Origin of the sequence: Aeromicrobium sp. CFBP 8757, from assembly GCF_014841755.1 — a bacterium.
Taxonomy (GTDB): domain Bacteria; phylum Actinomycetota; class Actinomycetes; order Propionibacteriales; family Nocardioidaceae; genus Aeromicrobium.
The window spans coordinates 326,772-339,183 of sequence record NZ_JACYUM010000002.1 but is presented as its reverse complement, the minus strand read 5'-3'; the positions used below and the strand labels follow the sequence as shown (position 1 = coordinate 339,183).

Annotated in this window: 13 protein-coding genes; 7 read left to right on the top strand and 6 right to left on the bottom strand. The window is 71.7% G+C overall.

The genetic code is table 11. The annotated features are described in order from the left end of the window. Nucleotides 1-92: 92 nt before the first annotated feature. From purF to IFT73_RS08575, 3 genes are all read left to right on the top strand, one after another. Nucleotides 93-1,586, top strand: a complete 1,494-nt coding sequence (purF, locus tag IFT73_RS08585; protein ID WP_056603176.1) for an amidophosphoribosyltransferase — start codon at nt 93-95, stop codon at nt 1,584-1,586. Further along, nucleotides 1,583-2,644 carry a phosphoribosylformylglycinamidine cyclo-ligase gene (gene purM / locus IFT73_RS08580; protein ID WP_192167270.1) on the top strand — a complete coding sequence of 354 codons (1,062 nt, stop codon included), beginning with the start codon at nt 1,583-1,585 and terminating at the stop codon, nt 2,642-2,644. The genes purF and purM overlap by 4 nt, the downstream gene beginning before the upstream one ends. Before the next feature lie 125 nt (nt 2,645-2,769). Beyond that, nucleotides 2,770-2,940: a DUF3073 domain-containing protein gene (locus IFT73_RS08575; RefSeq protein WP_082555933.1), complete on the top strand. Its 171-nt coding sequence runs from the start codon at nt 2,770-2,772 to the stop codon at nt 2,938-2,940. A gap of 158 nt (nt 2,941-3,098) precedes the next feature. Here IFT73_RS08575 and IFT73_RS19570 read toward each other — a convergent pair whose 3' ends face one another. Further along, the gene (locus IFT73_RS19570) at nt 3,099-4,196 is read right to left on the bottom strand and encodes a Glu/Leu/Phe/Val dehydrogenase (RefSeq protein WP_192167269.1); all 1,098 of its coding nucleotides are present in this window, start codon (nt 4,194-4,196) and stop codon (nt 3,099-3,101) included. Nucleotides 4,197-4,354: 158 nt separating this feature from the next. Between IFT73_RS19570 and IFT73_RS08565 the strand changes: the two genes are divergently transcribed. Next, nucleotides 4,355-5,797, top strand: coding sequence for an NAD-dependent malic enzyme (locus IFT73_RS08565; protein WP_192167268.1), 1,443 nt, complete (start codon nt 4,355-4,357; stop codon nt 5,795-5,797). Here the strand turns inward: IFT73_RS08565 and IFT73_RS08560 are convergent. Genes IFT73_RS08560 through IFT73_RS08540 form a run of 5 tightly spaced genes read right to left on the bottom strand, consistent with a single transcriptional unit; the run spans nt 5,756 to nt 9,272 of the window. Continuing rightward, complete coding sequence (locus IFT73_RS08560; protein WP_192167267.1) at nt 5,756-6,055, bottom strand: hypothetical protein; 300 nt, start codon at nt 6,053-6,055, stop codon at nt 5,756-5,758. The two genes, IFT73_RS08565 and IFT73_RS08560, sit on opposite strands and share 42 nt — an antisense overlap. Then, nucleotides 6,052-6,513 (bottom strand): MarR family winged helix-turn-helix transcriptional regulator, encoded by a 462-nt coding sequence (locus tag IFT73_RS08555; protein WP_056603158.1) that lies wholly within the window; start codon nt 6,511-6,513, stop codon nt 6,052-6,054. Before IFT73_RS08555 ends, IFT73_RS08560 begins: the two co-directional genes overlap by 4 nt. Before the next feature lie 34 nt (nt 6,514-6,547). Further along, nucleotides 6,548-7,024, bottom strand: coding sequence for a heme-degrading domain-containing protein (locus tag IFT73_RS08550; RefSeq protein WP_192167266.1), 477 nt, complete (start codon nt 7,022-7,024; stop codon nt 6,548-6,550). 59 nt (nt 7,025-7,083) lie between these two features. Next, a complete protein-coding gene (locus IFT73_RS08545) occupies nt 7,084-8,073 on the bottom strand; it encodes an NADPH:quinone oxidoreductase family protein (protein ID WP_192167265.1) in 990 nt (329 codons plus the stop codon). Further along, a complete protein-coding gene (locus tag IFT73_RS08540; protein ID WP_192167264.1) occupies nt 8,070-9,272 on the bottom strand; it encodes an acetyl-CoA C-acyltransferase in 1,203 nt (400 codons plus the stop codon). The genes IFT73_RS08545 and IFT73_RS08540 overlap by 4 nt, the downstream gene beginning before the upstream one ends. Nucleotides 9,273-9,419: 147 nt before the next feature. Here IFT73_RS08540 and IFT73_RS08535 point away from each other — a divergent pair, with 147 nt between their 5' ends. From IFT73_RS08535 to IFT73_RS08525, 3 genes are read left to right on the top strand one after another with little or no spacing between them, the layout of a single operon-like run. Then, complete coding sequence (locus tag IFT73_RS08535) at nt 9,420-10,925, top strand: AMP-binding protein (protein ID WP_197983853.1); 1,506 nt, start codon at nt 9,420-9,422, stop codon at nt 10,923-10,925. Beyond that, nucleotides 10,922-11,731: an SDR family oxidoreductase gene (locus IFT73_RS08530; protein WP_192167262.1), complete on the top strand. Its 810-nt coding sequence runs from the start codon at nt 10,922-10,924 to the stop codon at nt 11,729-11,731. Before IFT73_RS08535 ends, IFT73_RS08530 begins: the two co-directional genes overlap by 4 nt. Then, on the top strand, nt 11,728-12,369 hold the full coding sequence (locus IFT73_RS08525; protein ID WP_192167261.1) for an HAD family phosphatase: 642 nt from the start codon (nt 11,728-11,730) through the stop codon (nt 12,367-12,369). The genes IFT73_RS08530 and IFT73_RS08525 overlap by 4 nt, the downstream gene beginning before the upstream one ends. The last annotated feature ends 43 nt before the right edge of the window (nt 12,370-12,412 follow it).

Sequence of the window (12,412 nt, the reverse complement as noted above, 5' to 3'; positions counted from 1 at the left end):
CCTAGGTTCGTTCGGGGGTGCGGGCCCGTCCGGCCGATCGGGTCACAGCCGAAAGATTGGGCGGCCACGGTCGCCGCCCCTACACTGGTGCCGTGCCCCGCGGAGATGGACGCCTCACCCACGACCTCGATCCCCAGGACGCCGGACCCCAGGACGCCTGCGGTGTCTTCGGTGTCTGGGCCCCCGGTGAGGAGGTCGCCAAGCTGACCTACTTCGGTCTCTACGCGCTGCAGCACCGCGGCCAGGAGTCGGCCGGCATCGCGGTCAGCAATGGCCGCCAGATCCTCGTCTACAAGGACATGGGCCTGGTGTCGCAGGTGTTCGACGAGGCCACGCTCGAGTCGCTCAAGGGCGAGATCGCGATCGGCCACGCCCGCTACTCCACGACCGGGTCGAGCGTGTGGCACAACGCCCAGCCGACGTTCCGCCCCACGGCGGCCGGCTCGGTCGCCCTCGGGCACAACGGCAACCTCACCAACACCGCCGAGCTGACCGATCTGCTCGCGGCCCGCGAGGCCGAGGCGGGGCAGGGGTCCGGCCGGGGCGAGACCGCGACGTCCGACACCGCGGTCATGGCGTCGCTGCTCGCGTCGTACCCCGACCGCTCGGTCGAGGAGGCCGCGCTCGAGGTGCTGCCGCAGCTGCGCGGGGCGTTCTCGCTGGTCTTCATGGACGAGGGCACGCTCTACGCCGCCCGCGACCCGCAGGGCATCCGCCCCCTGGTGCTCGGGCGTCTCGAGCGCGGGTGGGTCGTCGCGAGCGAGACCGCGGCGCTCGACATCGTCGGCGCCTCGTTCATCCGCGAGATCCAGCCCGGCGAGTTCATCGCGATCGACGAGGACGGCCTGCGCACCGAGCACTTCGCCAAGCCCGAGCCCAAGGGCTGCGTCTTCGAGTACGTCTACCTCGCCCGTCCCGACACGACGATCGCCGACCAGCGCGTCTTCTCGGTGCGCTCCGAGATCGGACGCCGTCTGGCCCGCGAGTTCCCGGTCGAGGCCGACCTCGTGATCCCCGTCCCCGAGTCGGGCACGCCGGCCGCGATCGGCTACGCCGAGGAGTCGGGCATCCCGTTCGGCCACGGCCTGGTCAAGAACTCGTACGTCGGACGCACGTTCATCCAGCCGTCGCAGACCCTGCGCCAGCTCGGCATCCGGCTCAAGCTCAACCCCCTGCGCGACGTCATCGCGGGCAAGCGCCTGGTGGTCGTCGACGACTCGATCGTGCGCGGCAACACGCAGCGCGCCCTCGTGCGGATGCTGCGCGAGTTCGGCGCGGCCGAGGTGCACGTGCGCATCTCGTCGCCGCCGGTCAAGTGGCCGTGCTTCTACGGCATCGACTTCGCCTCGCGTGCCGAGCTGATCGCCAACGGCATCTCGGTCGACGAGATCTGCCGCTCGATCGGCGCCGACTCACTGGCGTACGTGACGCTCGACCAGCTCGTCGAGGCGACCAACATCCCCAAGGACAACCTGTGCCGGGCGTGCTTCGACGGCATCTACCCCGTGGCGCTCCCGGAGGACGACGTGATCGGCAAGCACCTCCTCGAGGTCCAGGACCAGCTCCCGCTCGAGGTCATCCAGTGAGCGGCACGTCCTACGCCTCCGCGGGCGTCTCGATCGAGGAGGGCGACCGCGCCGTCGAGCTCATGAAGGAGTGGGTCGACAAGGCCCGCCGCCCCGAGGTCGTCGGCGGCATCGGCGGCTTCGCGGGCCTGTTCGACGCCTCGGCGCTGAAGACGTACCGCAAGCCCTACCTGGCCACGTCGGCCGACGGCGTCGGCACCAAGGTGCAGATCGCGCAGCGCATGGACCGTCACGACACGATCGGGTTCGACCTGGTCGGCATGCTGGTCGACGACCTGGTCGTGTGCGGCGCCGAGCCGCTGTTCATGACCGACTACATCGCGTGCGGCAAGGTCGTGCCCGAGCGGATCGCCGACATCGTCAAGGGCATCGCCCAGGCGTGCGCCGAGTCGGGCACGGCGCTGCTGGGCGGCGAGACCGCCGAGCACCCCGGGCTGCTGGGCGTGGACGAGTACGACATCGCCGGGTCCACGACGGGCGTCGTCGAGGCCGACGAGCTGATCGGTGCCGAGCTGGTGCGGCCGGGCGACGTCGTGATCGCGATGCGCTCGAGCGGACTGCACTCCAACGGCTTCTCGCTGGTGCGCCACGTCTTCTTCACCCAGGCGGGGTGGGAGCTCGACCGCGACGTGCCCGAGTTCGGCACGACGCTGGGCGAGCAGCTGCTCACGCCGACCAGGCTCTACACGCTCCCGTGCCTCGCCCTGGTCAAGCAGGTCGAGGTGCACGCGATGTCGCACATCACGGGTGGTGGGCTCGCCGCCAACCTCGAGCGCGTCGTGCCCCCGACCGTCTCGGTGCGGGTCGACCGGTCCACGTGGGCGCCCCAGCCGGTCTTCGGCCTGGTCGGCGAGCTCGGCTCGGTCGCGCAGGCCGACCTCGACCTCGCGCTCAACATGGGGGTCGGCATGGTCGCCCTCGTGGCCGCCGACGCCGCCGACGCGGCCCTGCGCCTCCTGGCCGAGCACGGCGTCGACGCGTGGATCGCGGGCGACGTGCAGGACGCCGGGGTGCACGGCGACGGCGGCACCGTCACGCTCACGGGTGCCCACGCCTGACGGCTGCGCGTCGCGCTGGTTTATTTCTCGTGCCGCGCGGGGGTCGGTGACGCATCTGTTGCGTACTCCCGGTAGGCTGGCCAGCACGACAAACTGACTATTTCTCTGCGAGGGGGTCGAGCCTTATGGGCCGCGGCCGTGCGAAAGCCAAACAGACCAAAGTTGCGCGCGACTTGAAGTACCGGACTCCGGACACAGACTTCAACACCCTGCAGCGAGAGCTCCATGGCGAATCGGGCGAACCGATTCCGGAGCAGTACCGCGACCTCGCGCGAGAAGACCCAGCCGCGTCCTGAGGCTGGTCACGTCGCACGACTGGCGTGAGCCGGTCGACGCCGACCATCTCGCCCGGGTCCGGGCCGATGCCCCGGTTCACGCTCCGAGCGAGTCGCGGTGACTCAGCCACGTGTCCAGACGCCGACACGTGGCTGAGCCACCGCCCCCGGGTCGGGGGCTACGGCAGGTAGACCGAGCGCAGGCGGCCGACGTCGCGCATGCGCTGCTCGGCCATGCGGTCGGCGGCCAGCGACGGCGAGATGCCCTCGGCCCTCGCGTGCTCGAGAACGCCCAGCGCCGTGTCGTAGATCGAGGTGGCGCGCAGCTTGGCGCGGTCGAAGTCGAAGCCCTCGAGCTCGTCGGCGACCTGGATGACGCCACCGGCGTTGACGCAGTAGTCGGGCGCGTACGTGATGCCGCGCTCCTGCAGGCGCTTCTCGATGCCGGGGTGCGCCAGCTGGTTGTTCGCCGCACCGCACACGACCTGCGCCGTCAGCACCTCGATCGACGCGTCGTCGAGGGCGCCGCCGAGCGCGCACGGGGCGTAGACGTCGAGGGGCTCGCGGATCAGGGCGTCGGTGTCGTCGACGCTGCGGACGCCCGGGTGCGTCTCGAGCAGGGCCGTGACGGCCGGGGCGTAGGGGTCGGTGACGACGACGTCGGCGCCCTCGGCGACGAGGTGACCCACGAGGTGCCGGCCGACCTTGCCGACGCCGGCGACGCCGACCCGCTTGCCGGCCAGCGACGTGTCGCCCCACAGGTGCTGGGCCGACGCGCGCATGCCCTGGTAGACGCCGAACGCCGTCAGGACGGACGAGTCGCCGGCTCCGCCGTGCTCGACCGTGCGACCCGTGACGAACCCGCTCTCGCGAGCGATGAGGTCCATGTCGGCCGAGAAGGTGCCGACGTCGCACGCCGTGAAGTAGCGACCGTTGAGCGTCTGCACGAAGCGTCCGTAGGCCCGCAGCAGGGCCTCGGTCTTCAGCGTGTGCGGATCGCCGATGATGACGGCCTTGCCGCCGCCGAGGTCGAGACCGGCCAGCGCGTTCTTGTAGGCCATGCCCTGCGACAGGTTGAGCACGTCGGTCAGGGCGTCGGCCTCCGACGCGTACGGGTAGAAGCGCGTGCCGCCGAGCGCCGGGCCGAGCGCCGTGGAGTAGATGGCGATGATCGCCTTGAGGCCCGTGGCCTCGTCGTGGCAGAAGACGACCTGCTCGTGGTGGCTGCCGAACGCGGACGGTGCGGGAGTGCTGGGCGGGGTGCTGGGATCGGTCACGGTGGTGCTCTCTCTCGATGTGGCGGAGGGGCGGTGGTGGGCTCCTCCAACGGGTGAGCCGCGGGGTGTGGCGGCTCGCGGCCGACTCTACTCGCGAGAACGGTCGAGCAGGGGGTCCCGAACAAACATGAGGGAAGCCTCGTCTTTAAGATGGTGAGGTGAAACCTTCGACCGCGCCCAGCATCTCGTACTCCATCACGATCCGGCTCGAGGTGCCGTCCGGCGGCTCGGCCGTCAGCGACCTGACCACGACGGTCGAGAGGGCCGGCGGCATCGTCACGGCCCTCGACGTCGCGGCGTCCGGCGCCGACCACCTGCGCATCGACCTCACGTGCGCGGCGTCCGACACCGATCACGCGGCGATCATCGTCGACGCCCTGAAGGCCGTCGGCGACGTCGACGTCCTCAAGGTCTCCGACCGCACGTTCCTGATGCACCTCGGCGGCGTCATCGAGACCGCCACGAAGCACCCGCTGCGCAACCGCGACGACCTCTCGATGATCTACACGCCCGGCGTCGCGCGCATCTGCCAGGCGATCGTGGCCGACAAGGAGGACGCGCGCCGTCTGACGGTCAAGCGCAACAGCGTCGCGGTCGTCAGCGACGGCTCGGCCGTGCTGGGCCTCGGCAACATCGGCCCGCACGCGGCGCTGCCGGTCATGGAGGGCAAGGCGGCCCTGTTCAAGAGCTTCGCCGACATCGATGCCTGGCCGATCGTGCTCGACACGCAGGACGTCGACCAGATCGTCGAGACCGTCGCGGCGATCTCGCCCGGCTTCGCGGGCATCAACCTCGAGGACATCTCGGCGCCCCGCTGCTTCGAGGTCGAGGCCCGGCTGCGCGAGCGGCTCGACATCCCCGTGTTCCACGACGACCAGCACGGCACCGCGGTCGTCGTGCTCGCGGCGCTGCGCAACGCGCTGAAGGTCGTCGGCAAGGACCTGCCGGCCGCGCGCATCGTGCTGGTCGGTGCGGGCGCCGCCGGCACCGCGGTGCTCAAGGTGCTGCTGCACGCGGGCGCCGTCGACGTCACGGTGTGCGACGTGCAGGGCGTCGTCCACTCCGGCCGCGAGGGCCTCGACCCGTCGCTGGTCTGGACGGCCGAGCACACCAACCCCGCCGGGCACACCGGCACGCTGCGCGACGCGCTGCCGGGCGCCGACGTGTTCATCGGCGTCAGCGCCCCCAACCTGATCACCGCCGAGGACGTCGAGAAGATGGCGCCGGGCTCGATCGTGTTCGCGCTGGCCAACCCCGACCCCGAGATCGAGCCGGCGATCGCCCGCCAGCACGCCGCGGTCGTCGCGACGGGTCGCTCGGACTACCCCAACCAGATCAACAACGTCCTGGCGTTCCCCGGCATCTTCCGCGGTCTGCTCGACGCGCAGAGCCACGGCATCGGCATGGAGGTGCTGCTGGCCGCCGCCGACGCCGTCGCGGGCTCGGTGTCGTCCGACGAGCTCAACGCGAACTACATCATCCCCAGCGTCTTCCACCACGACGTCCACCAGAAGGTCGCCGCCGCCGTGCGCGACGCCGCCGTGCTGGCCGACAAGGGGTCACAGCACCCAGACGAAGCCGATCACGGTCGGGACGACTGACAGGGCGATCCATCCGGGCGCCCACAGCCGGGCCGCGAGGATCAGCCGCACGACGACGTAGGTGACGACGGCGAACACCGCCGACATGACGAGCAGCAGGACGGCGTCGGCGTCACGGCCCTCGCCCTTGACGACGTGCGCCACGACGATGAGTCCGAGCACGCCGTGGATCGCCACGGCGAAGAAGGCGATCGCGCCGACGCGGCGCTGGACGCGGCGCAGGGCCGCGAGCTCGGCGGAGGGGGCCGGCGCGTTCATGCGGTCACGCTCTCGTGGGCGGCGTCGATGATGCGGTGCAGGACGTCGTTCGTCGCGGCGAGGTCGTCCTCGGACATGCCGAGGCGGGCCAGCATCGTCGTCGGCACGGCGAGGGCGCGGCGGCGCAGGGCCCGGCCCTCGGGCGTCACCTCGACGACCAGGACGCGCTCGTCGCGGGGCGAGCGGCGACGCGACACGAGCCCGGCCGCCTCGAGTCGCTTGACGAGCGGCGACGACGTGCCCGGGTCGAGGTGCAGCAGGGCGCTGAGCTCGGACACCGAGAGGCCGGCCGACGCGGTCGCGTCGTGCTGCCAGAGCGCCAGCATCACGAGGTACTGCGGGTGCGTCAGCCCGAGCGGCTCGAGCACGGAGCGGTAGGACGCCACGACCTCGCGGGAGGCCACGGCGAGCGCGAAGCACACCTGCTCCTCGAGGGCGAGGGGATCACGGTCGGTCATGCATCGAGTGTACCAATGATTGGTGCACCAATCATCACTGCGAGGGGGTGACGACGAATGCGCGCAACGTCTCGACGACGAGCCGGTGGTCGTCCCGCTGCGGCAGCCCCGAGACTGCCACGGTGCCGACGCACCCCGTGCCGCGCACGATGATCGGGAACGCCCCGCCGTGGGCCGCGAACCGTGACGTGTCGAGCCGGGAGTCCGCGTCGAAGCTCCTGCCGGCCACGCGGAACTGCTCGCCCACGCGCAGCGAAGACCGTCCGTAGCGGTCGACGACGGCGCACTTGCGCTCGAGCCAGTCGTCGTTGTCGGCCGAGGCGCCCGGCAGGGCGGTGTGGAACAGCCGCTGGCCGTTGCGGCGCACCGAGATCGCGACCGGCAGCCCCTGGGCGACGGCGGCCTCGCGCAGCGCCGAGCCGAGCTCCCACGCGTCGGTCTCGTCGAACGAGTCGAGCACGAGGGTGCGCTCCTGCTCCTCCAGCTCGTCCAGCAGGGTCCGGTCGCTCATGGCGTGCTCCTCGCGGTGGGGGGTGCGGCGGCGTGTCGTGGCCGCTCGCCCTCATGCTGTCACCCCGGGGAGACCATCACGACCCTTCCGGTCGTGACGCCGTCGGCCAGGCGCTGGAGCCCGGCCGGCACGTCGGCGAGCCCGATGCGCTCGCTCACGATCGGCGAGACGGCGCCCGTGGCCGCGAGGGCCGTCAGCTCGTCGTGGCAGTGCCGCACGAGCGCGGGGTCGCGCTGGTTGTACAGGCCCCAGTGGAGCCCGACGACGGAGTAGTTCTTGATCAGGGCGTGGTTCAGCGGCGCCGACTGGATCTCGCCACCGGCGAAGCCGATCACCAGGATGCGTCCCTCGAACGCGATGCACTTGGTCGAGCGCTGGTAGGTCTCGCCCCCGACCGGGTCGTAGACGATGTCGGCGCCCCGGCCGTCCGTCACGTCCTTGACGACCTGGACGAAGTCCTGCTCGTGTCGGTCGACGACGACGTCGGCCCCCAGGGCGCGGGCGACCTCGGCCTTGCCGGCGTTGCCGACGACCCCGATGACGGTCGCGCCGGCGGCCTTGCCGAGCTGGACCGCCGAGCTGCCGACACCCCCTGCGGCGGCGTGGACGAGCAGGACGTCGCCGGCGGCGATCCGCGTGCGGCGGTGCAGGGCGAACCAGCTCGTCTGATAGCCCACGAACAACGACGCCGCCTGCGCGTCGTCGAGCGACCCGGGAGCCGGGAAGGTCGTCGCGACGTCCATCAGCGCGATCTCGGCGAAGGCGCCACCGGGGCCGGCCGGCGCGCCGAGCACGCGGTCACCCACGGCGACGCCCGTGACGTCGGGGCCGAGCTCGAGCACCTCGCCGCACAGCTCGACGCCGGGGGTGAACGGCAGGTCGGGCCGGACCTGGTAGAGCCCGCGGCACATCAGCACGTCGGGGAAGTTGGCCGCGGCGGCGAGCACGCGGACGCTGACCTGGCCGGGCCCCGGCCGCGGGTCGGGCACCTCGGCGAGCGTCAGGACGTCGGCGGGCTCGCCGAGCCGCTCGACCTGCCACGCCCTCATCGGGCGACCTCGAGCAGGCCGGCCGCGCCCATGCCGCCGCCGACGCACATCGACACGACGGCGAACTGGGCTCCGCGGCGACGCGCCTCGAGCAGCGCGTGGCCGACGGCCCGGGAGCCGGTCATGCCGTAGGGGTGGCCGATCGCGATGGCGCCCCCGTTGACGTTCATCCGCTCGGGATCGATGCCGAGGACGTCGCGGCAGTGGACGGCCTGCGCCGCGAAGGCCTCGTTGAGCTCCCACACCCCGATGTCGTCGACGGTCAGCCCGTGCAGGGCCAGGAGCCGCGGGATCGCCGCGACGGGCCCGATGCCCATCTCGTCGGGCTCGCAGCCCGTGACGGTCATGCCGACGTAGTAGCCGAGCGGCTCGATGCCGAGCGAGGCGGCGTGGTCGGAGTCCATCAGGACGTTGGCGGACGCGCCGTCGCTGAGCTGCGAGGCGTTGCCGGCCGTCACGGTCGGCCGGTCGGTGACCTCGCCGGGCTGCAGGACGGTGCGCAGCGCCGCGAGTCCCTCGGCGGTCGTGCCGGCGCGAACGCCCTCGTCGGCCGAGACGGTCTGCTCGACCTCGGAGGTCTCGCCCGTCGCCTTGTCGTGCACCAGCGTCGTGACGGTGATCGGGACGATCTCGTCGTCGAAGATCCCCGCGGCCTGCGCCGCCGCGGCACGCTGCACCGACTGCAGCCCCATCTCGTCCTGGCGCTCACGGCTGACGCCGTACCGCGCCGCGACGTTCTCGGCGGTGTGCAGCATCGGCGCGTAGAGGCCCGGGTGGTGCTGCTCGAGCCAGGGATCGATGGCGCGGTGGGTGTTCATGTGTTCGTTCTGCACCAGCGAGATCGACTCGACGCCGCCCCCGATCGCGATCTTCATGCCGTCGTGGAGGATCTGCTTGGCCGCGATCGACACCGCCATGAGACCCGACGAGCACTGCCGGTCGACGGTCTGGCCCGGGACGGTCACGGGGAGCCCGGCGCGCAGTGCGGCCTGGCGCGCGACGTTGAAGCCCGACGTCCCCTGGGGTGCGGCCGCGCCCAGCACGACGTCCTCGACGGCGGCACCGTCGAGGCCGACCTTGGCGAGCGCCGAGGCGATGGCGTGACCTGCCAGCTGGGGGCTCGTCGTGGTGTTGAAGGCGCCTCGGTACGCCTTGCCGATGGGGGTGCGGGCGGTGGCGACGATCGCTGCTCTGGGCACGGACGGCTCCTCTGGGGTGGGGCTGGAAGATTTTCGGGAAACCTACTTGAACCTGAACCCGGATTCAACTACGGTCCTGAACGTGAGGCCGGTCACGTGAGACAGGTCACAGCATCCCGACGACGAGAGCGACTCCAGATGGTGAACGTGGCGGCGAACGTGTGGTCCAACGCGCAGGACGATCCGGAGAGGATCGCGCTGCGCTCGCCGCGGGGCGACCTGACGTACGGGCAGCTCCGCGAGCTCAGCAGCCGTGTGGCCGGAGCCGTCCGGGCCGCCGGCGTGCGCCCGCTGGACCGGGTCGTGTTCATCGCTCCGAGCGTCATCGAGTTCCCCGTCGTCTACCTGGGGCTGCACGCGGTGGGCGCCAGCGTCATCACGATGAACACCATGGCGACCTCCCCCGAGATCGGCTACGTGCTCGACGACTCCGAGGCGTCGCTGGTCGTCGTCTGGCACGAGTGCGCCGACGCCGCCCGCGCCGCGGCGGGGGAGCGCGGCCTGGACGTGTGGGTCGTCGACGACGGCGCCGCGTTCGACGCCGAGCCGGTCGACGAGGCCCACGAGCACGCACCCGACGACACCGCGATCATCCTGTACACGTCGGGCACGACGGGCCGGCCGAAGGGCGTCGAGCTGACCGCCGCCAACCTGCTCGACACGACGGCGTCGTTCCTGCCGGTGCTGGCGCTGACCCCCGACGACCGCTTCGGCACGGCGCTCCCGCTGTTCCACGTCTACGGCCAGGCCGTCGTCATGAACACGGTCCTCGTCACCGGCGCGTCGCTCTCGGTGCTGTCGCCGTTCGAGCCGACCGCGATGCTCGAGATGCTGCGCCGCGACCGCCTCACGGCGATGGCGGGCGTGCCGACGATGTGGAACGCGCTGCTCCACGCCGCGGCCGACTACGGTCCCAGCGACTTCGAGCACCTGCGGCTCGCCACGTCGGGTGGCGCCTCGCTGCCGGTCGAGGTCATGCGCGCCTTCAACGAGCGGTTCGACTGCGCGATCCTCGAGGGCTACGGCCTGACCGAGTCGACCGGTGCGGCGACGTTCAACGACATCAACCGCGAGCAGAAGGCCGGCACGGTCGGTCCCGCCCTGCCCGGCAGCCTGATCGAGGTGCGCGACGTCACGGGTGCGCCTGTCGAGGCGGGCGTCGTCGGGGAGGTCTTCATCAAGGGCCCCACGATCATGAAGGGCTACCGCAACCGGCCCGACGTCACGGCGCAGGACCTGCAGGACGGCTGGCTCAAGACCGGCGACCTGGGTCTGCTCGACGAGGACGGCTACCTGAGCATCGTCGACCGGGCGAAGGACCTCATCATCCGCGGCGGCTACAACGTCTACCCGCGCGAGGTCGAGGAGGTGCTGTACGAGCACCCCGACATCGTCGAGGTCGCGGTCGTCGGCGTCCCCGACGAGCACTTCGGCGAGGAGGTCGCGGCAGTCGTCGCGCTGCGCGAGGGCTCGACGCTCACGGGAGCCGAGCTGCGGACGTGGGCCAAGGTGCAGCTCTCGGCGTACAAGGTGCCGAGGCTCTACCAGTTCGTCGAGGTGCTCCCGAAGGGCGCGACCGGCAAGATCCTGAAGCGCGAGATCGACCGTGACGCCATCCGCGCCGCGGCGGCGGGGGCGGGGGCCGGCGCATGATCATCGACGGAACCGTCGCCATCGTCACCGGCGCATCGGGCGGGATCGGCTCGGCCCTCGCGCAACGCCTCCTCGAGCACGGGGCCCGCGTCGTCGTGACCGACCTCGACGCCGACCGCGTGGCCCGCACGGTCGCCGAGCTCGAGCTCGTGGGACGGGGGCACGTCGTGGGTCTCGCGGCCGACTGCTCGGTCGAGCAGGACGTCAAGGGCCTGATCGACCTCGCCGAGGAGCGGTTCGGGCCCGTCGACCTCTACGCCGCCAACGCCGGCGTCGGGCTGGGGCAGGGGCTCGAGTCGTCCGAGGGCGACTGGGAGACGTCGATCGACGTCAACGTCCTGGCGCACGTGCGGGCCGCCCGGCTGCTGACACCCGGCTGGCTCGAGCGCGGTCGCGGCTACTTCCTGAGCACCGCGTCCGCGGCCGGGCTGCTGACGCAGATCGGGTCGCCGACGTACTCCGTGACCAAGCACGCGGCGGTCGCGTTCGCCGAGTGGATGTCGGTCACCTACGGGTCGCGGGGCGTGGCCGTGAGCTGCCTGTGCCCCATGGGCGTCAACACGGCGATGCTGAACGGCGGCGCCGAGTCCGATGACGAGACCGCCCGCATGGGCGCCAGGGCCGTCACGGACGCGGGCGGGGTCATGGAGCCGCTCGAGGTGGCCGACGTCGTGATCGAGGCCATCGGCACCGAGCAGTTCCTGATCCTGCCGCACGCCGAGGTGCTCGAGTTCTACCGGCGCAAGGCGTCCGACTACGACCGCTGGCTCGCCGGCATGCGCCGCTACCAGGACTCGCTGTCATGACGCACCGGGCCGTGCTGTTCGACTTCGGCGGCGTCCTGACGTCCAGCGTGCTCGACGCCTTCGCCGGCTTCGGCGCTGCCGACTGCGGCGATGCGGGACTGCCGCTGCGCCTCCTGGGGTCGGACCCCGAGTCGAAGCGCCTGCTGACCGAGCACGAGGAGGGCCGGCTCGACGACGACGGGTTCGAGGCGGGGTTCGCGCAGCGGCTGCGCGCGCACGGCGCCGACGTGTCGGCCGACGGCCTGATCGCGCGGATGCAGTCGCGGCTCGTGCGCGACGACCGGACCGTCGAGCTCGTGGCGTCGCTGCGGGCGGACGGCGTCCCGGTCGGGCTCCTGTCGAACTCGCTGGGACGTGACTGCTACGCCGGCTTCGACCTGCCGGCCATGTTCGACGCCGTCACGATCTCCGGCCAGGAGGGTGTGCGCAAGCCGTCGCGCCGCCTCTACGAGATCGGGTGCGAGCGCCTCGGCGCCGCCCCCTCCGAGGTCGTCATGGTCGACGACCTCGCCCAGAACATCGTCGCTGCCGAACGTCTCGGGATGGGTGGCGTCGTGCACCGCAGGGCATCCGACACCGCGGAGGAGCTCGACCGGCTCCTCGGCAGGTCGTCGGTCCGGGATGCCGCCCTGCGGTGAGTGAGGCATCGGGGGAGATGAGCACCACCCACGGCAACGCCAC

Bases quoted from the DNA above. Each gene is read 5' to 3' on its own strand.
- IFT73_RS08575 (WP_082555933.1), top strand. From the start codon at position 2,770: ATGGGCCGCGGCCGTGCGAAAGCCAAACAGACCAAAGTTGCGCGCGAC.
- IFT73_RS08560 (WP_192167267.1), bottom strand. From the start codon at position 6,055: ATGAACGCGCCGGCCCCCTCCGCCGAGCTCGCGGCCCTGCGCCGCGTC.
- IFT73_RS08555 (WP_056603158.1), bottom strand. From the start codon at position 6,513: ATGACCGACCGTGATCCCCTCGCCCTCGAGGAGCAGGTGTGCTTCGCG.
- IFT73_RS08550 (WP_192167266.1), bottom strand. From the start codon at position 7,024: ATGAGCGACCGGACCCTGCTGGACGAGCTGGAGGAGCAGGAGCGCACC.
- IFT73_RS08545 (WP_192167265.1), bottom strand. From the start codon at position 8,073: ATGAGGGCGTGGCAGGTCGAGCGGCTCGGCGAGCCCGCCGACGTCCTG.
- IFT73_RS08530 (WP_192167262.1), top strand. From the start codon at position 10,922: ATGATCATCGACGGAACCGTCGCCATCGTCACCGGCGCATCGGGCGGG.
- IFT73_RS08525 (WP_192167261.1), top strand. From the start codon at position 11,728: ATGACGCACCGGGCCGTGCTGTTCGACTTCGGCGGCGTCCTGACGTCC.